This window comes from Granulicatella sp. zg-ZJ (genome assembly GCF_010892355.1).
Lineage (GTDB): Bacteria > Bacillota > Bacilli > Lactobacillales > Aerococcaceae > WM01.
In genome coordinates, this window is the sequence record NZ_WNJY01000013.1 from 13845 (window position 1) to 33966 (window position 20122).

The 20122-nt window shown below is 33.1% G+C and carries 16 protein-coding genes and 2 tRNA genes; 1 reads left to right on the forward strand and 17 read right to left on the reverse strand.

The window, feature by feature from the left end:
- Positions 1-4: 4 nt before the first annotated feature.
- From GMA11_RS04950 to GMA11_RS04985, 8 genes are all read right to left on the reverse strand, one after another.
- Complete coding sequence (locus tag GMA11_RS04950; protein ID WP_163546116.1) at positions 5-955, reverse strand: YbbR-like domain-containing protein; 951 nt, start codon at positions 953-955, stop codon at positions 5-7.
- 1 nt (position 956) lies between these two features.
- Positions 957-1799: a diadenylate cyclase CdaA gene (gene cdaA / locus GMA11_RS04955; protein WP_205422897.1), complete on the reverse strand. Its 843-nt coding sequence runs from the start codon at positions 1797-1799 to the stop codon at positions 957-959.
- Between the two features lie 463 nt (positions 1800-2262).
- Positions 2263-2334 (reverse strand) — tRNA-Gln (locus tag GMA11_RS04960).
- A 20-nt stretch (positions 2335-2354) separates the two neighbouring features.
- A tRNA-Tyr gene (locus GMA11_RS04965) sits at positions 2355-2435 on the reverse strand.
- A gap of 174 nt (positions 2436-2609) precedes the next feature.
- Positions 2610-2954 carry a glycine cleavage system protein H gene (locus GMA11_RS04970; protein WP_163546118.1) on the reverse strand — a complete coding sequence of 115 codons (345 nt, stop codon included), beginning with the start codon at positions 2952-2954 and terminating at the stop codon, positions 2610-2612.
- A gap of 9 nt (positions 2955-2963) precedes the next feature.
- The gene (locus tag GMA11_RS04975; protein WP_163546119.1) at positions 2964-3317 is read right to left on the reverse strand and encodes a Spx/MgsR family RNA polymerase-binding regulatory protein; all 354 of its coding nucleotides are present in this window, start codon (positions 3315-3317) and stop codon (positions 2964-2966) included.
- A gap of 27 nt (positions 3318-3344) precedes the next feature.
- A complete protein-coding gene (gene mutL, locus GMA11_RS04980) occupies positions 3345-5189 on the reverse strand; it encodes a DNA mismatch repair endonuclease MutL (RefSeq protein WP_163546120.1) in 1845 nt (614 codons plus the stop codon).
- A gap of 15 nt (positions 5190-5204) precedes the next feature.
- Complete coding sequence (locus GMA11_RS04985; RefSeq protein ID WP_163546121.1) at positions 5205-5639, reverse strand: 8-oxo-dGTP diphosphatase; 435 nt, start codon at positions 5637-5639, stop codon at positions 5205-5207.
- A gap of 107 nt (positions 5640-5746) precedes the next feature.
- Here GMA11_RS04985 and GMA11_RS04990 point away from each other — a divergent pair, with 107 nt between their 5' ends.
- Positions 5747-6640 carry a haloacid dehalogenase-like hydrolase gene (locus GMA11_RS04990; RefSeq protein WP_163546122.1) on the forward strand — a complete coding sequence of 298 codons (894 nt, stop codon included), beginning with the start codon at positions 5747-5749 and terminating at the stop codon, positions 6638-6640.
- A gap of 124 nt (positions 6641-6764) precedes the next feature.
- Here GMA11_RS04990 and GMA11_RS04995 read toward each other — a convergent pair whose 3' ends face one another.
- The 9 genes from GMA11_RS04995 to pth all read right to left on the reverse strand — a co-directional run bounded on the left by GMA11_RS04995 (position 6765) and on the right by pth (position 20121).
- Positions 6765-7409 (reverse strand): ABC transporter ATP-binding protein, encoded by a 645-nt coding sequence (locus GMA11_RS04995; RefSeq protein WP_163546146.1) that lies wholly within the window; start codon positions 7407-7409, stop codon positions 6765-6767.
- A 10-nt stretch (positions 7410-7419) separates the two neighbouring features.
- Positions 7420-9504: a hypothetical protein gene (locus GMA11_RS05000; protein ID WP_163546123.1), complete on the reverse strand. Its 2085-nt coding sequence runs from the start codon at positions 9502-9504 to the stop codon at positions 7420-7422.
- A 266-nt stretch (positions 9505-9770) separates the two neighbouring features.
- Positions 9771-12398, reverse strand: a complete 2628-nt coding sequence (adhE, locus tag GMA11_RS05005; RefSeq protein WP_163546124.1) for a bifunctional acetaldehyde-CoA/alcohol dehydrogenase — start codon at positions 12396-12398, stop codon at positions 9771-9773.
- Positions 12399-12641: 243 nt separating this feature from the next.
- Positions 12642-14036, reverse strand: coding sequence for a cation:dicarboxylate symporter family transporter (locus GMA11_RS05010; RefSeq protein ID WP_163546125.1), 1395 nt, complete (start codon positions 14034-14036; stop codon positions 12642-12644).
- A 56-nt stretch (positions 14037-14092) separates the two neighbouring features.
- Positions 14093-14479: a MarR family winged helix-turn-helix transcriptional regulator gene (locus GMA11_RS05015; protein WP_163546126.1), complete on the reverse strand. Its 387-nt coding sequence runs from the start codon at positions 14477-14479 to the stop codon at positions 14093-14095.
- Between the two features lie 148 nt (positions 14480-14627).
- Positions 14628-14900 (reverse strand): RNA-binding S4 domain-containing protein, encoded by a 273-nt coding sequence (locus tag GMA11_RS05020; RefSeq protein WP_163546127.1) that lies wholly within the window; start codon positions 14898-14900, stop codon positions 14628-14630.
- The gene (locus tag GMA11_RS05025) at positions 14897-15958 is read right to left on the reverse strand and encodes a MazG nucleotide pyrophosphohydrolase domain-containing protein (protein ID WP_163546128.1); all 1062 of its coding nucleotides are present in this window, start codon (positions 15956-15958) and stop codon (positions 14897-14899) included. Before GMA11_RS05025 ends, GMA11_RS05020 begins: the two co-directional genes overlap by 4 nt.
- Positions 15959-16090: 132 nt before the next feature.
- Positions 16091-19546 (reverse strand): transcription-repair coupling factor, encoded by a 3456-nt coding sequence (gene mfd / locus GMA11_RS05030; RefSeq protein WP_163546129.1) that lies wholly within the window; start codon positions 19544-19546, stop codon positions 16091-16093.
- Between the two features lie 11 nt (positions 19547-19557).
- Positions 19558-20121, reverse strand: coding sequence for an aminoacyl-tRNA hydrolase (gene pth / locus GMA11_RS05035; protein ID WP_163546130.1), 564 nt, complete (start codon positions 20119-20121; stop codon positions 19558-19560).
- Position 20122 lies beyond the last annotated feature (1 nt).

A 20122-nucleotide genomic window follows, 5' to 3' on the forward strand; every position in this document is an offset into this window, starting at 1 on the left:
TAGACTATTGTTTTTCTACTTTTATCGTTGCTGTAATCGGCTGAGGATTACTAATTGTTACACCAATAGGCACTAATACTGTTGCTTCTAATGTTTTTGTTTCTGTTAAGTCACTAACATTTATAGTCGCAGAAATTCTCGTAATGTCTTTTAATTTATCGGCTGTTCCTAATAACGTCAACTCAGACACATTTTGACTTTCAACGGTATACGTATAGCCTTCTCTTTGTCCTGCCAGTGTGATATCAACTGGTACTGTTTGTCCTTTTTTATAAATTGGTACAGTAATTGACACATTTTTATCAACTTTTACATCTAAAATATTGCCATTTTTATCTTTAACGACAACAGACACATTGTCTTGTGTAAATGTCTCCGTTTTTGTAGATGATACTGTAATCGTTGCTGTCACCGTATCTATTTTCAAAATCGTATCTTCACTTCCTGTAATGGATACAGTAGACGGCGATACTTCAACAGCTCCCATTACATAGCCATCCGACACAATACTTTTATCGACCAAAGGCGTTACCGGAAATGTTTTTGTCATACGTTTACTCACAATAATATTTGATTCATAGGGTTGAATAGTCCCAATAACACCATTCGGCAAATCTGTTAATTTATACCGAATAGTTGTACTCCCGTTTTCCACAGTGGCTAAATCTTCCGTTTCAACATTAATCGTTTGATTACTTAATTGAGAAAGAATATTTCGTGGACCTTCTAAAGAAACGACAACATGTTCCGGTAATCCAGAGATATATTTACTATTTGAAGAATCTTTAATACGAATTGGTACATTTGTAATAATTTTTTGTGTTGTGACACTCGCTGAACTATCAATATTTGTCGTTAAAGCATCATGTCTTGAATAAATAAAGCTAGCTAAAAGAACAGATAGTAAAAAAGAAACGAATACCACAATATATTTATTTTTCAACCATTTTTCCATACTAGTGTTCTCCCCCTTTTAAAAATTCCATTATTTTTTTAAGGAAGTGCCCTTTTGCACTAGCTATGCCAATTTGTTCATGATTCAAATGACTTTCTAAAATACGTCGTAATTCTTCTTTTGTCAAGTTCCGATGAATATCTTGATGATGTGTAACACTAATATGTCCCGTTTCTTCAGAAACAATAAGTGTTAGAGCATCACTCACTTCACTTAAGCCAATAGCTGCACGATGCCTTGTCCCTAATTCTTGTGGAATATTTGGATTTTCAGATAGTGGTAGCACACAACTTGCCGCAACAATTCGATTTTCTTTAATAATAACTGCTCCGTCGTGTAGTGGTGTATTTGGAATAAATAGATTGATTAACAGTTGACTAGAAATATGTGCATCTACGCTGACACCTGATTGAATATACGGATGTAATGAACTTTGTTTCTCAATACTAATTAACGCACCAATGCTCCGCTTAGCTAAATATTGTGTTGCTTCTTCTAGTGCATCAATCACATACAGCGTTTCTGACTGTGCATCTTGTTTTTTCTTTTTGAAAAAATTGTTTTGCCCCAGTTGTTCTAATGCTCGTCTGATTTCCGGTTGGAAAATAATCACAACTGTAATCACACCCCATGTAATGACTTGATCAATAATCCAACTCATCATCAATAGATGTAATAAATTACTTACAAACTTAATTAAAACAATGACTAACACACCTTTTAAAACATTGATTGTTCGTGTGTTTTTAGAAAAAGTAATTAACAAATAAATCAAATACGTCACAATAACAACATCAATGACATAAGATAAATTACTTAAAGATAATAAATTATTTATATCCACACTCGCCACTCCTTGAAAAATATCATATACAGTATACCACATTTTAACCCAATCGTTGTAGAAATATTCATATTCCAGCTTTTAAACACTTATGACCAAGCTATTTTTATACAAATAAACCTACAAAAAAACACTATGGTGCAGCAGGTGTTGCACCATATTCACGATACACTCTGCTTTTATTTTTAACGAAAAACAAAATCGTACGGATAATTTCTATTTACCAACGCTATTTACTGTAAAACACATCATTTAATAAAGAACCAAATTTTCTTAGTACATCATAAAAAACAACGAGTACCATTCACTACCATATGCTCACTATTTCTCTATACCAAAATGATTCGGCATAAAACCTACAAACGAAAAGGTGTTGGTGGCTTCCTTTTGGAAGCCACCAACACCAAATACTATAAGCCAAAATAAACACAAAAAAAGACCTGCACGATTGCACAAGTCAAAACTGGGGTAGCTGGATTCGAACCAACGAATGACGGAGTCAAAGTCCGTTGCCTTACCGCTTGGCTATACCCCAATCGTTATTGTATTTAAAAATGGGGAGAGGCAGATTCGAACTGCCGAACCCTAAGGAGCGGATTTACAGTCCGCCGCGTTTAGCCACTTCGCTATCTCCCCGTTGCTCTCAAACACAATACTCGAATATTCTATACTATTTTTTTATACTTGGCAATACCTTTTTTTAAATTCATTTATTTTTAATAATAAATCTACTTTTGTCTTTATGTTTATCAATGAAGAACATTAGTATACCTTCTCGCATAAATTAAACGGTATCTTTATTTCGTCTTTTTAAGATAAACCACTGGTGTCTTTTAAAGATTGATATGCTTTATCATCAACCTGATCAATATACGCAATCCAATTATCATCTTTTGATTGACTATTTAATAATTCTGGATGTTTTTCTAATGCTTCATGCCATTTTAAAACATGTGCATTTAATGGCCCTGTCAATTCTGTCACAGCCTTAGATGCTTCAACACCCATAAAAGATTCTTCCGTACTAATGGTATCTTCACTTAAAAATTCTAAAAATGCGATGTCACCCAAATCATCTTGTCCTTTTTCAGATAACCCAAACCAATAGTATGTGTCTATTTTTTCTACCCAAAAACCATTTTCACTATATTTCATCTTAAAGTCCTACTTTCCCCATGCTTCTTCTAACGTTACTTCTTTTGCACCAAACGAGAACAAAGCTCCCTCAATAATAACTGGGCGTTTAATCAACATACCGTCACTGACTAATAAATCAATTACTTCATCAATTGATAAAGTATCTAATTTATCTTTTAATCCAAGCGCTTTATATTTTTCACCTGATGTATTTAATACTTTTTTAACAGGCATTCCTTTTTCTTTTAACACATACTCAAAAAACGCTCTATCCGGAGTTTCTTCTTTAATATTGTGTGTATGATACGTATACCCTTGGCTGTCCAACCATTTCAATGCACGTTTTGCCGTTGAACATGTTAAATGTGTGTAAACTTCCATTTTTTCTCCTCTTTTCTTCTCTATCTCTTATCTATCTTGAATACGTTTAAACATTTTTTCTAAATCGGTATGACTTAAATGAATTAATACTGGTCTACCGTGCGGACAATTGTACGGATTGTCACATTTAGCTAAATCGACTAACAATGCTCTCGCTTGTTCCTCATTTAAATAATGATTTGCTTTTATTGATTTTTTACAACTCATCATAATCGCTGTATCTTCTCTAAACTTAGCAATAGATACGTTTCCTTTTTCCAATAACATCGCAATCAAATCCCGAATGGTATCTTCAAGTTGCTCTTCTTTTATCCACATTGGATGCTCTTCTACAATAAAACTTGTTTGTCCAAAAGGTTGGAGCGTAATACCAACTTCTTCTAATACCAACTGTTTTTCTTTAATCATTAAATAATCATTCATTGGGTAATTTAACACTAACGGCATTAACATACCTTGCTTTTCTTGTCCCAATTCACCAATTTTTTCACGGTAATACTCATATTTAATACGCTCTTGTGCTGCATGTTGATCAATCATATACAGACCATCTTGATTTTCAGCAAACAAATACGTCCCATGCATCTGCCCAAAATAATGTAATTCTGGAAAACGATCCTTACTCTCCGACTCTTCATAAGACACCTGTGTTTCCTTAACCATTTCTATATGAGTGGATTGAGAATTATCGACAAAAACGGGTAATTCGTCTTTTTCATTTTTTGAAATAGAAATATTATCATCTTGTACGTTGTCGTATGATACATAAGGTATTTCTTGAATATTATCTACCGGTTTTTGCGTTTCTAGCATGAGTGGTGCAATATCAATATCCGTTTGCTCACTATCTTGTTCAAATCGTTTTGGTATACTTGACGGAATACGTACTGTATCATTCATCACTTGACTAATAGCTTGCTTAATTAATAGCCCTAGCTCTTTTTCTTTACTAATTCTCACTTGTTGTTTCGTTGGGTGAACATTAACATCAACCAAAGCATAATCCATTGTAATATCTATAACAGAAATAGGGAATCTGCCTATCATTAATTTGGACTCATATCCTTCAATAATGGCATTGGAAATAGCATAATTTTTAATATATCTTCCATTGACAAAAATAGACATATAATTCCGATTAGATCGAGTGACTTCTGGTAAAGTCGTATACCCTTTGACTTTAAAGTCCAAATCTTCTGCTTCAAAATATTTCATTTGTCTAGCTATTGTTGGACTATATACACCTGCAATCGTTTGTTGTAACTGTCCATTCCCAATCGTTTTTAACATTTGATTCCCGTCACTTATCAATGTAAACGCAATATGTGGGTGACTAAGTGCTAAGCGATTGATTAAATCAGCAATATGCGCTGTTTCCCGTTGTAGTGTTGCTACAAATTTTAATCGTGCTGGTGTATTAAAAAATAATTGTTCAACAGTAATACTTGTTCCTTTTCTGGAAGATGAGTACGTATGTTCAATGACTTCTCCTGCTTTTAACACCAAATGTGTCCCTGAATGTTCACCTGTTGACGTATCCAACGTAATATACGACACAGAAGCAATACTTGGTAAAGCTTCTCCTCTGAAGCCTAATGTTTTAATACGAAATAAGTCCTCTTTTGTATAAAGTTTACTTGTTGCGTGCCGTTTAAACGCTAGTAAAGCATCTTCTTGTTCGATACCATCACCATTATCAATCACTTGTATCTTAGACAAACCACCTTCAGAAATATGCACGTCAATTTTTGTACTATTGGCATCAATGGCATTTTCAATCAATTCCTTAACAACTGATGAGGGACGTTCGACAACTTCTCCCGCTGCAATCTGATTTGTGAGTAAAACAGATAATTCTTGAATTTTGCCCATTATCTCACCTACTTTCTAATATAGTATATGCTCTCCATTCAATGTATAGTGGCACTCTGTTTTTTTCGATAAAAACAAAGGTAGCATATCTAAAAAACCTCTCGGCGTGTTTTCTAGTGTTAAATGCTCTAAATTCATCCAAGATACTTGTCCTTCTTGTTCATTTTGAACTAATTCACCTGAAAAAGAACTTGTTTTATAGCATAAAACAACTTGTAAATTTCCTTTTTTATCAACATAGTCTTTGACACCACATAATACGACATCAGAAATATCTAATCCCGTTTCTTCTTTGACTTCTCTGACGACAGAATCGTGCATACTTTCAAACGGTTCTACATGGCCTCCTGGAAACGCTAATCCAGTCCACGTTTTTACTCGATTTTGCACCAATACTTGTTTCGTATATGTATCTTGAATCATACACATATTTGTCAATATAACATTCATCACAGCACCTCTTCTTATGCTATTAAGCATACCAAAAAAGACAAAAAAAGTCATACATCTCGCTTTTTTTATGGTAAAATATACACATATTATGAGGAGGCGGATACATGAAGCGTTTAATTAGTTGTTATGCAAGTGATTTAAAAAATATTTCTAAAGAAGACTTAAAAATAGCCATATCTTCAAGCGAAGGAAGAACCATTTTAGCTGAAACGGTTGTAACCGCTGCACCTTTATTAGAAGGCGTCAGCAATGCCGAAGTAATGGCAACTTTCGGTGCAGATTTAATTGTTTTAAACGAATTCGATGTCTACACACAATTTATAAATGGATTTTATCCTTGTGAAAATCCTATTGCAGAAATCAAGAAATTAACAGGTCGACCTATCGGAATTAACTTAGAACCCGTGGATGAAACATTAGATGTTTTGGACGAGAAAATCGTTATTGCGAAAGGGCGTAAAGCAAGCATTGATACGTTCAAAAAAGCAAATGAATTAGGTGTTGATTTTATTATGTTAACAGGAAATCCTTCAACTGCTGTTTCAATGGAAGCTATTAAAAAAGCTATTGTACTTGCCAAAGACCATTTTAACGGTTTGATTTTCGCAGGAAAAATGCATGGTGCAGGATTATCGGAAAACATTATTGATGTAGATATGCTAACAGCATTTATTCATGCTGGAGCAGACGGTATTTTAATTCCAAGTGTTTCAACAGTTCCATTTGTCACAGAATCATTGGCATTTGCCGCAAGTCAAGAAATCAAAAAACTAGGTGGCTTGGTTATGTCCACCATTGGAACTAGTCAGGAAAGTGCCGACGAACAAACGATACGTTCATTCGGTTTAAGCAACAAACGTATTGGAGCAGATATTCATCATATTGGCGATGGAGGATATGGTCGTATGCCATTGCCAGAGAACATTATGGCTTTAAGCATCGCTGTACGCGGTAAGCGTCATACTTACTTCAAAATGGCACAATCCGTTGTGAGATAATCACAGAATCATTGAAAAATGAAAAAATGGTGTTTTGACATTTTAAGGTGTCAAAACACCATTTTTATCCTCCTTTTACACGACAAAATAAATATATCAATACTACCTCTTGTGTAGTATTTAGTTAATACGGCAAAGAATCTAATGTAATCACTCTATCACAAGCTTTAGCAACCACCGAATCGTGCGTGACAATAATCACTGTTTTACCTAAATGATTTAGTTCTCTTAAAATAGTTAACACATCATCTCTATTTTCATCATCCAACGAACCAGTAGGTTCATCAGCTAAAATAATCGTACTTGGTTTAATCATTGCCCTAGCAATCGCAACCCTTTGCTGTTCTCCACCAGAAATTTCAAAAATTTTCAAAGATTCATAATCTAGTAATCCAACTTTTTCTAAAGCTTCATGAATGATTTTTTTCTTTTCGTTTAAAGATAGTTTCACATATTTTAATGCCATCATCAAATTATGTTCTACTGTTAAGTAATCTACTAAAGCAAAATTTTGGAACAAATAAGAAATTTGTTCACGTATAATTTGAGTAGCCTGTTTCGTATTTGGTTTTGGTGCTTTGTTCCCATTCAAAAAATAGGTACCTGAATCTATCTCCTCAATCAATCCTATCATATTTAGTAATGTTGTCTTTCCAGAACCACTTTTCCCAATAATAGCAACCATTTCTCCTTTTTGTATCTCTAAAGAAAATGAATCAAAAATTGTTTTATGTTTAAATGTCTTTGTTAAATGATTTAATTTTATCAATGTTGTCATGTTATTCCTCTCCTTTCAACGCTAAAGTTAATGCTTTTCCCTCACCTTTTTTAATCAATGATAAAATCATCAATATATCTAATAAAACCAATACACTATAAACGAGTAAAGTAACAACGTTAAACGATAGTAATATCAATTCAACAAAAGCAAATATATATATCAAGCCAAAATACATAAATTCTAATTTATATCTATCTATGAGTGTATATCCTAAAAGCCTAGATACTAAAATCTCTTTTTTCTTAGACATTAAAATAATAAGAAGAATAAAATAAGATGCTAAACTACTGGCAACTATTGCTAAAAACGACCCTATTACCCAAACAAAAACAGAAGAACTAGAGATAGCCAATCTATCAGAAAAACCTGTTGTTAAAACATTGGCGAACTCGATTTGATTTAATTCAAGATGATGATGTTTAATTGCCTCTTGAATAGCTTGTTTATTTTTTTCATTGTCTAAAACTCTAATAGGATTACTAATAGCACTGTTCCCTAAAAATATACTCTCTTTATTCACATATTTATCTTGTAAGCAAATCAAGATAGGATTCATCACAAAACCATTGTTATACCTTTCCATTTCAATATTTTCTGAAAAAATTGGCTTTTTATTTTCTGGATAGTATATTATTTGAACTGGTAAATCTTTTAATTGTAAATGAAGAAGAGATAATACTTTTTCTTCTTTTTGTTTTAGTATTTCTGGTACTAAAACACTAATACGTTGAGTAGTAAAAATATTTTCCTCATTTTCTATCGAAAAAGGTAGCCGCTTCATATAATGTTCATTGATTGTTCCTATATTTACGTATTCCCCTGTTTGATTGTCTAATTTTATACGACCCATTCTGATATATTCCGCATTAGCTGTTTTCTCTAATTCAACAAATAGCTGACCTAGTTTCTCTCCTAATGTGTCATTCCCTTGTAATCTATCTTGAAATTCTGATGAAACAAAAGTATAGTTTGATAATGTCATGTATTGCTGTTGTTGTTCATACATCTGTCTAATTTGAATATCATGATAAAGTTGTTTTATATGAGAAACCATTGATGGCAATAATGCTATTAAACCTATAAAAACAAAAAACTTCAAAAGATAACTAAATCGGATAGATAATTTAAAATGCAAGAAATTTTTCAATAAACGTGAAATACTTATTTTTCTGATTAAGATAAATGATACTCCCGAAAGACACATACAACTAAACAATAAACAAAATTGCCAGCATAATAATGCTATAAAATGTTTGAAACTGCTATTTGGAATAAGTATAATTGCTATGGTTGATACCGTAAAAATATTCACAATAGAAAATAACACTACTCTTTTATTTAGCTCTAACCAAATATGAATTGATTTCACACCAAGAAGTTTCATCATTCCAATTTCACGTAAACGAGAAATCGGATAGAAAACACTAACTAAACTAAATATCGCAAAAGCAATGACTAATAAAAAGGCTCCAATAATAAATAATGTCCCCTCATCATATCCTTTTTCATACAAAGGTTTCAACAAGCTATCTTTTGATACACCGAATACGTTGGCTAATTCCTGATAAATCATTTCTTTATCCGCTACTTTGCCTATAAATTGATACTCACCATCACTAGAAATCAATTTATGTTGTTGATAAAGATTATCTAGTGTTAATAGTTGTAATTTATCATCATTAAACAAGTCCCGAATGATTCCAATTTGATTTGACATATTTGTATCATAAGTAGCAATAATTTGATTGTTTTTGATTACTTTTTCACCGGACAACATATCAATATCTAATGCATTGAAATAGTCTTCACGAAAAACCCCTGATTTATACATCATATCCACATTATTTTCAAATACTATATCTGTTCTTAAAAAACTCACTTTATATGTCTGTGACAATTCTTCTAGTTTCTTTATCATTTCTTCAACATCGACTGATGAGTGATAGACGTGAAAAGCATTTGCATCTACTCCATTAAATTGTTCATCCATTTTTCTATGGTCCATTATTTGTTGGTGGAGCATAAACATTACACATAAAAAGATAGACATAACAAACAATAAGCTAGTTAGTATCTTCTTCATTTTTATTCCTCCTTTTAAACCGACTTGTTATCATAGCAAAAGTATTTCAATGTTGTTCAATATATTATATGTATATATTAACATTATATGTTAAGTGTTGTAAAACGTTTATATAACAATCTATCATAAGATATAAGCCTACATCGTGTTAATCGTTTTCCCTACAATCACGATATATTTGTTCTGTTTAAAATAATGTCATAACAGCAATAACTAAAAAAGATAGTGACCTTTTAAACGGGTCACTATCTTTTTCTAGTTTAACACTATTTTATTCTTCCTGGTCTTTCGTCATAACCAAAGTAAGCATCTTCTAAAATTTCTTGCATATCAGATACCATAGCTAAACGTGGGTTTGCAGGTGTACATTGATCTTCATAAGCTAATAGCGCAATTTCTTTGGTATGAGCTTGCCATTCTTTATGGTCAACGCCTTGTCCTTTAAAGCTCATGTTAATACCAATTTTTTCGCCTAATTCATAAACGGCTTTTGCATAAGATGCAACACCTTCTTCTGGTGTACTACATGGCAATCCTAACATACGAGCAATGTCTTGATACTTCACATCAGCTTTGTAGTAATTGTATTTTGGCCATGTTGATGTTTTAGCAGGACGTGTACCATTGTAACGAATAACATACGGTAATAAGATAGCATTTGTACGTCCATGAACAGTATGGAATCGTCCACCAATTTTATGTGCCATAGAATGTGAAATACCTAGGAATGCATTTGCAAACGCCATACCAGCAATCGTTGAAGCGTTATGCATTTTTTCACGTGATTCAAAATCAGCATTTTTCACAGAGCTTTCTAAACTTTCAAAAACAAGTTTAATCGCTTGTAGCGCCAATCCGTCTGTATAGTCATTCGCAACTGTTGATACATAAGCTTCTGTTGCATGTGTTAAAACGTCCATACCTGTATCTGCTGTAACATGTGCTGGCACTGTCATCACTAACGCTGGGTCGACAATTGCAATGGTTGGTGTTAATGAATAGTCTGCAATTGGGTATTTACGATTATTTTGTTTGTCAGAAATAACAGCAAATGGTGTCACTTCAGAACCTGTACCCGATGTGGTTGGAATACCTACGTATTTTGCTTTTTTACCTAATTCAGGGAAACGGAATGCACGTTTTCTAATATCCATGAATTTTTGAACTAAATCTCTAAAATCAATGTCTGGTTGTTCATAGAACATCCACATAATTTTTGCTGCATCCATTGGTGAACCACCACCCAAGGCAATAATCGTATCTGGTTGGAATTGTTTCATCAATTCAGCACCTTTTTCAACTGTTGTAATGTCTGGATCTGGTTCAACATCAGCAAAAATTTGATACGTTACTTTATTACGACGCAAGTTTAATTGTTCAATCACTCTATCTAAGAACCCTAATTCTACCATAGCATGATCGGTTACAATCATCACACGTTCAACATCTTTCATTTTTTGTAAATATTGAATTGAATCTCTTTCAAAATAAATTTTAGAAGGTACTTTAAACCATTGCATATTATTACGACGTCTCCCTACTTTTTTAATATTAAGCAAGTTCACAGCACTAACATTGTCCCCCACAGAGTTATGTCCATAAGATCCACATCCTAATGTTAATGATGGTAAAAATGCATTGTAAACATCTCCAATACCTCCAAAAGTCGATGGAGCATTCCAAATGACACGAATTGCTTTGACACGTTTTCCAAAATTTTTCGCTAACGCTTCATCTTTTGTATGAATAGCTGCCGAATGTCCTAACCCATGAAATTCTACCATTTGTTCTGCTTTTGTCAGACCATCTTCTTGATTTTCTGATTTTAAAACAGCTAAAATTGGGGATAATTTTTCACGAGTTAATGGTTCTTTTTCGCCAACTTCTAAACATTCTGCCGCAAGAATATTTGTGTTTTCTGGCACTGTAAATCCTGCTTGTTCTGCTATCCAAATTGCTGGTTTACCAACGATATTTGCATTCAATTTAGCCCCAGCACAATTTTTACTATTTGCTTTTACACCAAAACAAAATTCTTCTAATAATGCTTTTTCTTTCTTATTGACAAAATATGTATGATACGATTTCAATTCGTTTACCATGTCTTGATAAATTTCTTTATCAATTATCACAGCTTGTTCAGAAGCACACACCATTCCATTATCGAATGATTTACTCATTACAATATCATGTGCTGCTTGTTTAACATCTGCTGTTTTTTCGACATAGGCTGGTACATTCCCAGCTCCCACACCTAATGCTGGTTTACCACAAGAGTACGCTGCTTTTACCATGGCATTTCCGCCTGTTGCTAAAATCGTTGAAATACCTTCATGATTCATCAGTGTGTTTGTTGCTTCGACTGACGGCGATTCAATCCATTGCACACATTCTTTTGGTGCCCCAGCTAAAACGGCTGCTTCTTTCACAATACGCGCTGCATGAGCTGAACTTTGTTGTGCAGAAGGATGAAAAGCAAAAATAATTGGATTTCTTGTTTTTAATGCTATCAATGCTTTAAAAATAGTTGTTGATGTCGGATTTGTTGTAGGTGTAATCCCACAAATAACACCAACTGGATCAGCAATCGCTGTAATTCCTGTCACTTCATCTTCATCAATAATACCAACTGTTTTTAAATGACGCATATTATTCACAACATGCTCACATGCAAATAAATTTTTAGTTGCTTTGTCTTCAAAAACACCTCTACCGGTTTCTTCAACAGCATGCATCGCAAGAATACCATGTTGATCCAATGCCGCAACAGATGCTTTTGCAACAATGTAATCAACTTCTTCTTGGTTTAGCTTTTTAAATTGTTCTAGTGCTTCTAACCCCTTTTTCACAAGTGTATCAATTTCTGAATAAATCGTTGTTTCGTGTTTTTCCATAAACAAAACTCCTTATATTTTTTATTTGTTAATACATTCACATGATACAATGTTTTTCATGAAAAATCAATACTAAATTTCAAAAAAAGTCTATAATAAAAGCTATTATAATTGTATACGCTTCCGTTTTTTATTGTGAATATTTTAACAAAAATAGAGAAAAATACCGATTTTTCCTTTTATATCACGGTATTTATATACTAAAAAGGTAGCGAATAATACTATCATTCGCTACCTAAAATATTATTTATGATATGTTTCTAAATCTATTTTATTTTCCCATTTATCAACAATAACACTACTCAATAATGCACCTGTTACATTAAGCATCGTTCTTCCCATGTCTACAATTGGGTCAATGCCAAAAACTGCTCCGATTTGGTTCATATAACTACCCAAACCTAATCCATTCAACGTTACTGTTGCAGCAACTGTTGCCGTTCCTGGAACACCCGCAATTCCAACAGATCCGATTGTCACAACTAAAATAAGTGTAACAATAAATGATACGTCAAGAGTTTGCCCTGTTGCCTTTGCAAGTAACACACCTAGCATCGCTGGAAATACACCTGCACAGCCATTCATTCCAATCGTTGTTCCTAGTGTTGCAATAAAACGAGCATTTTGTTTAGAAACACCCATTTGCTCTTCTAATGTATTTAGTGTATACGGTAATGTACCAACACTTGAACGAGAAGAAAATGCAAATACCATAGTACTAAATGCTTTTTTATAAAATGTGATAGGATTTAATCCATTTACAGCTAGTATAATAGCGTAAACGCCTAACATGATAAATACAGCGATATATAAACCTACAATAAAACTAAATGTACTTGAAATAACGGATACCCCATTACGAATAATCGTACTAGATACTAATGCAACAATACCATACGGCATCCATTTCAACACTGTTTTTAACATACTGTTTACAATTTCTTTCAATGCCATTAATACTGACACTGCTGGTTGAATAACTTCTGGATTTTTTTGGTTTAAGAAACGAATGGCACCCGCAACTAATGTTCCTACGATAACAACGGATACAATTTGACTATTCGTTGTCATCACACTAAAAATATTATTTGGAATTAAATCTAAGAAAAATTGAGGGAAACTTTGCGATGCAATAGTTTGCATTCTATCTGCTGTTGATTTTGTCAATTCTCCTGCAAAACCAGATGCACTTAATTGTAATAACTCTACTACACCTACTGCAACAAGTGCTGAAATAGCCGTTGTTCCAAGTAGCATCGTGAATGCTTTGATAGATAATGATTTAATATTTTCTCCGTTTACTTGTGTCACAATGTCTACAATAGATAAAAATACAATCGGTACAGCAAGTAATTGAATAAGTTTTAACACACCACTACCTAGCAATGAAAACCATACAGTAATTTCTTTTTGTGCAAACTGTGTATAATGAACACCTTGCGTACTTCCGAATAAATCAATACCCAATCCTAAAACAAGACCTAAAACTAAAGCAATTAACATACGTGTTGAAAAAGAAACTTTTTTCTTTTGTAACACTTTTAAAAAATATAAGCTCCCTAATAATACAAAAATACTTACTAATGTGATACCCTGGCTAATTTTTAAAAAATTAGTAAAAAATGCAATGTTTTCCATATCCATACTCCTTTTTAAATGTATGCTCATACATATACATAAATATAGGCAATCGCCTATTTTGTATCAGAAAATTGTTCCTCTAAAATTGATGTCACCGTTTCTATTGTCTTTATTAGTTTATGTTGTCCTTTTTCTGTTAAACAAATATAAACAGAACGTTTATCTTTTTCACACTCACAACGCTTAATGTACGCACAACATGCACTACTTTCCATTCGTCCAATCATTCTTGACATGGCACTTTGACTTAAGCCTACGAGTTGTTGCAGCTGTTGTAAGATCATTTTATGCTCTTCTTGTTCATTTAAAAAGTATAGTACATAAAATTCTTTCAAAGACAGTTTTTGTTTTTCTGCTAATTCTTTCTCAAGAATTGCTTCCACTTCTTTTTGTTTTTTTGTAAATGCAAACCATTGGAGTAAACAGTCATCTTTTTCCATAAATACCACCTCATTATACAAACAATTATCTAAATGTATGCTCATGCATTTAAATTAACATAAAAAAAGAAAGCTGTCAACCTCAAACAGCTCTCTTTGAATCTATTTCTAGTTATAGAATCGTATCCGCATTTTTCAAAGAAATCTTTTAAAATAAGGCTTCTTTTTCTTTATAGACTTCTTGAATAACTGTATACATATCTGTCGCTTCGTCTTTTTTTGTTGTTTCAACGATTTTATCAATACGTACCGTCAATGTTTTTGTTCCAAATTCCAATACTAATTCATCGCCTACTTTTACTGTACTACTAGATTTTGCAACATTACCATTTAAAAAAATACGTCCCTTATCCGCTACTTCTTTAGCAACAGTTCGTCTTTTAATAATACGGGATACTTTTAAAAATTTGTCTAATCTCATTTAATTTCATCCTTTTCTTTTTGTTTTATTTTTTGCCATAAAGCATCTAATTCTTCTACACTCTCTACCTTTACACCGTCAAAAACATGAGGATGACGTCGTCTAATTTTACGATTTAATGTATCCAATACATCTTCTAAATTAAAGAAACCATCGTATTCAGCAACACTTGTTTGAAACAATACTTGCCATAACACATCACCTAATTCTTCAATAAGATTATCAATATCATCTTGTTCGACTGCCATTATAACTTCATTCACTTCTTCTTGCAAATACGGTAATAATGTTTCATGCGTTTGTTCTTTTAACCAAATATCATGTTTAGCAATATCATCCATATATGCTTGTAATGTTTGGAATGATTTGGTTGCTGCATCTCTTTCTAATGCAGGAACAAATAATGTCGTTAAATTGTAGACACCTTTTAATCTATCTATTTCGTACAAAGGAAGCCACTCTACTTTTTCCGTTGACGTTCCTGCTCCATGAACCAATGCCACTTGGTAATCATCAGGGTATCTTTCCATTAAGGCTAGTTTCACATCACTTGCGACATATTCATTAAATACTTGCATAATCATAATGGATTGTGTCAATACTAAATCATCCACTTTAAATCCAAGTGCATCGACTAATTGAAAACCATCAATCATATCTACTTGAACAGCTTGAAGTAAGTCATCAATAAAACTTTTGCCACCTAATATTGTGACATCAATCTCTTTATCTTGTAACAATGTCTGTACAACTTTCTCTGCCACCATAGGATGCCCCGGAACAGCATATAAAATATGTTCGTTCTCTTTTGTCAGTTGTTTTAAAGTCATCACAATTTTTTCGTATGTTTCTTCAAAAGTATCTGTATGTTCATATATATCATCAAAACTTTCATATAAAAGCCCTTGTTGTTCTAAAGTGTTAATCACTGGATGCTCTTTTGTTCGCAAATAAACGATCTGTTTGTCATCAATCGCTTTTTGAATGACCTTATAAACACCTACGGTCATTTGTTCCAAATCGCCTCCACCTAGACCTATAATATCTATTTTCAACATAAAACACTCCTTATCACATTATCTTCACTATTATAGCATATTTTACACCATAAAAAGACAGTGAATGACTAATGCCATTCACTACCAAAATAATATTGATTTCTCTTTATCAGCACAATAAGATGTAGAACTTTAGATTTCTAAATATTTTTGTAATATTTCTAACCATAAATATATTTCTAAGCCTGTAATATCAAAAACAACGGATAATTGTTGATTATCTTGATTGATTTGGGCTTTTAGGGTCACTTTTCCTAGTTGTTCAAATAATGTTGGTGCACTTAACATTCTTGATTTTTCCTTAGAATATGTCACAAACACTTTATTCCCAACACGTTTGATTTTATCCACATCTTGTTTTTCAGCATAATATTTCAATAATCCAATATTTACCAAATCAGAAACTTCTTGAGGATAATCACCAAAACGATCAATCAAATCATCTTGGATTTGACGATAATCCTCTAGACTGTCAATTGTACGAATACGTTTATATAAATCAATTTTTTGTCGTTCGTCTTCAACATAATTGGTTGGAATATATGCTGTTATTCCTAAATCAATCTCAACATTCTTCACAACTTTTGCTTTTCCAGTACGTTTGACTTCAACAGCTTCTTTTAACATTTCTGTAAATAAGTCAAACCCTACAGAATCAATAAAGCCACTTTGTTGTTGCCCTAATAAATTCCCTGCTCCACGAATGGACAAATCTCGCATGGCAATTTTAAATCCTGCACCTAGTTGCGTAAATTCTTTAATAGCTTCTAAACGTTTTTCACTTGTTTCTGTTAACATTTTGTGTGGCTGATACATAAAGTATGCATAAGCAATGCGATTGGTACGTCCTACACGCCCACGTAATTGATAGAGTTGTGACAATCCCATTCTATCAGCATCCTCTATAAAGAGCGTATTTACATTAGGTAAATCAACACCCGTTTCAATAATTGTTGTTGTGACTAATACATCATATTCTCCTTGCATAAACGATAATAATGTGTTTTCTAAATCCACTTCACTTAATTGACCGTGTGCAATCGCAATACGTGCATCTGGTACGAGCATACGAATGTGCTCTGCTTTTTCTTGAATAGACTCTACTCGATTATACAAATAAAACACTTGCCCATTACGTGCTAATTCACGTTCTATAGCATCTCTAACAAGAGCATCATCTTGTTCCATGACATACGTTTGAACGGGATAACGATTTGCCGGTGGTGTTTCAATAACCGACAAATCACGCACACCTAACATAGACATGTGTAATGTTCTAGGAATTGGTGTAGCTGTTAAGGTCAGTACATCTACTTGTGATTTTAATTGTTTTAATCTTTCTTTATGTCGAACACCAAAACGTTGTTCTTCATCAATCACCAATAAGCCCAAGTCAGAAAAATCAACATCTTTAGAAACAAGTCGATGCGTTCCAACAACAATATCAACCGTCCCTTTTTTTATACCCGAAACAGTTTCTTCCTGTTGCATTTTCGTTCTAAAGCGACTTAACAAACCAATGGTAATAGGATAATCTTCAAAACGTTGTATAAGCGTCATATAATGTTGCTGTGCTAAAACGGTAGTTGGTACCAAAAAAGCAACTTGCTTGCCGTCTTGAACAGCTTTAAAAATAGCACGCATCGCAACTTCTGTTTTCCCATAACCAACATCTCCAACCAATAAACGATCCATCGGTTTCGCCTTTTCCATATCGTGTTTAATTTCTTTAACACTACGCAACTGATCGGGTGTTTCCGCATAAGGAAAGGCCTCTTCAAAGTCGTGCTGTTCTTTAGAATCTTTACTAAATGCAAAACCGACTTCACTTTCACGTTTTGCATATAACTCAATCAATTCATCTGCAATATCTTCTATTTTTCGAGCTACTTTTTTCTTTGTTTTCGCCCATTCTGTTCCACCTAATTTATTCACTTTAGGATCTTTACCGTCAGAGGCAACATATTTTTGCACAAGATGAATTTGAGTAACAGGAATGAACAATTTGGCATCATCTTGATAAATAATTGACATGTAGTCTTGTTTAACGCCGCCAATGTCCAAGGTTTCCATTCCTTGATACTTTCCGACACCGTGACTGACATGCACAACAAAATCACCCGCTGTTAATTCTGAATAACTTTTTAATCTTTCGGCATTCGTTAAGTTTTGACGTTTAGCAATCGTCTTTGTTACTTTATTGAATAATTCACGTTCATTTAAAAAGACGATTTTCTCAATGGGTAATTCAAAACCACTATGAATAGATCCCACAATGATATTGATTGCACTTAGTTGAATAGCGGATAATGTTGTCACAACATTTTGAATATCAAAATCAGAAAATGTTTGACTCACTTTTTCAGCACGTTTCATATCCGATACACACACGACAACAGTCATCTGTTGTTTAGTAAATCGCTCCATTTCATTTTTAATCAACGGCATTTGACTAAAAAATTGTGGCATACTCCGATATTGGAATGAATAAATTTCAGAAAATGCAATACGACCTAATCCTTTTTGCAAATTAGAAAAATATAACTTTTTATGCGTATCTTTTTTGATAATTTCTTTAAAATCTAATTTCAACTCTTGTGTAGGCAGTAAAACGGCTTGTTCTACTTTGTGCAACAACCAATCTTGTTCTTCTGATAAACTCGTTTTTTCTTGCTCGATTAGTCGAGCGTACTCATCTAAAACAACCAAGCCTTTTTCATCTAAATAATCTAAAATACTAATATTTGGATAGATTAAGTCCATGTACAGTGCAGGATGCTCCGGTAGTTCATGATGCTCTATTCTTTGAACCAACCCGTCAAAAAACACATGTATACTATCAGCAAGTGTTTCATCTGTTATTTTTTTAATTGCTTTTTGTTTACTTTTTCCAATCGTTGAAACTGCATTTTCTAACACTTCTTCATCAAATAAAATATCTGACGCAGGTAAAATGGTGACATTGTCCAACACCTCGATAGATTTTTGTGTTTCCGCATCAAATTGTCGAATAGAATCAATTTCCGTATCAAAAAACTCAAGTCGTAATGGTTGGTCATGTGTTAAAGGGAAAATATCTAGTATACCTCCACGTACACTAAATTGACCCGGAGATTCTACTAATTTTTCACGTATATATCCCATTGTATGCAATGTTTTAATAATCGCATCAAGATGCCACTCTTCTCCAACAGAAATAGATAGCACACTTTCTTTAAATAAAGTTTTAGGCGATAAACGATGTCTTAATGCAGATAATGGTAATACGACAACACCACTTTTTTGTTTTGTTAAAAAGTCTAAAACTTCTACTCTTTGTGACACTAAATCTTTTGAAGCAGTTGCATATTCAGCGGCAATGGTTTCCTCAACTGGAAATAAATACACTGATTCATTAGGCAATAATGTTAATAAATCTTGATATACATACGTTGCTTGTAATAAATTATATGTAACATATAAAATAGGCGCATTGTGTCGTTCCTTAATTTTAGAAATCACATAACTTTTAGCAGCACCAGATAATCCCAATACTAATTGATTATCCAATAATTCTGTTTGATTGACTAATTTCTCTAATAACTCCATCTTTTACTCCACTAATTAAAATCATTCATCGTCAACACAAAAGATTTTTTCTCTATCCAATGTTGCATAGCTTGAATGGTCTTGTCGATTGAGGTTTCAACCTCTGCTTGATAAATGCCTAAAAACTTAGACAATACATGTTGCGTAACCGTTTCAAAAGATAAAGGTCTTCCTATACCTACTTTAACACGGTTAAATTCTTGTGTTTGTAAACTGCTTATTAAACTTTTAATGCCATTGTGTCCACCAGCACTACCTTTTTGTCTTAATCGAATTTTTCCGATAGGTAAATCCATATCATCATAAATGACCACAATATCTTCCACATCAAGCTGAAAATAATCCATTAAAGGTTTCACAGCTTGACCAGACAAATTCATATATGTCTGTGGTTTAACCAGAATTACTTTTTCACCATTGATAAACAACTCTGTAAACAGCGCTTTATGTTTTGTTTTATGAAATGTCACTCGTTCTATTTCTGCCCATTTATCTAAGACCATAAAACCGATATTATGCTTCGTACCTTCATATTCTCTTCCAGGATTTCCCAATCCAATAATCATTTTTGTCATC

Excerpts from the sequence above, each read along its gene's own strand:
- mfd (WP_163546129.1), bottom strand. The coding sequence starts at position 19,546 with ATGGAGTTATTAGAGAAATTAGTCAATCAAACAGAATTATTGGATAAT.
- GMA11_RS04970 (WP_163546118.1), bottom strand. The coding sequence starts at position 2,954 with ATGAAATATAGTGAAAATGGTTTTTGGGTAGAAAAAATAGACACATAC.
- pth (WP_163546130.1), bottom strand. The coding sequence starts at position 20,121 with ATGACAAAAATGATTATTGGATTGGGAAATCCTGGAAGAGAATATGAA.
- GMA11_RS04990 (WP_163546122.1), top strand. The coding sequence starts at position 5,747 with ATGAAGCGTTTAATTAGTTGTTATGCAAGTGATTTAAAAAATATTTCT.
- mutL (WP_163546120.1), bottom strand. The coding sequence starts at position 5,189 with ATGGGCAAAATTCAAGAATTATCTGTTTTACTCACAAATCAGATTGCA.
- GMA11_RS04975 (WP_163546119.1), bottom strand. The coding sequence starts at position 3,317 with ATGGAAGTTTACACACATTTAACATGTTCAACGGCAAAACGTGCATTG.
- GMA11_RS04950 (WP_163546116.1), bottom strand. The coding sequence starts at position 955 with ATGGAAAAATGGTTGAAAAATAAATATATTGTGGTATTCGTTTCTTTT.
- GMA11_RS05020 (WP_163546127.1), bottom strand. The coding sequence starts at position 14,900 with ATGAGATTAGACAAATTTTTAAAAGTATCCCGTATTATTAAAAGACGA.
- GMA11_RS05010 (WP_163546125.1), bottom strand. The coding sequence starts at position 14,036 with ATGGAAAACATTGCATTTTTTACTAATTTTTTAAAAATTAGCCAGGGT.
- GMA11_RS05000 (WP_163546123.1), bottom strand. The coding sequence starts at position 9,504 with ATGAAGAAGATACTAACTAGCTTATTGTTTGTTATGTCTATCTTTTTA.
- adhE (WP_163546124.1), bottom strand. The coding sequence starts at position 12,398 with ATGGAAAAACACGAAACAACGATTTATTCAGAAATTGATACACTTGTG.
- GMA11_RS05025 (WP_163546128.1), bottom strand. The coding sequence starts at position 15,958 with ATGTTGAAAATAGATATTATAGGTCTAGGTGGAGGCGATTTGGAACAA.
- GMA11_RS05015 (WP_163546126.1), bottom strand. The coding sequence starts at position 14,479 with ATGGAAAAAGATGACTGTTTACTCCAATGGTTTGCATTTACAAAAAAA.
- GMA11_RS04985 (WP_163546121.1), bottom strand. The coding sequence starts at position 5,639 with ATGAATGTTATATTGACAAATATGTGTATGATTCAAGATACATATACG.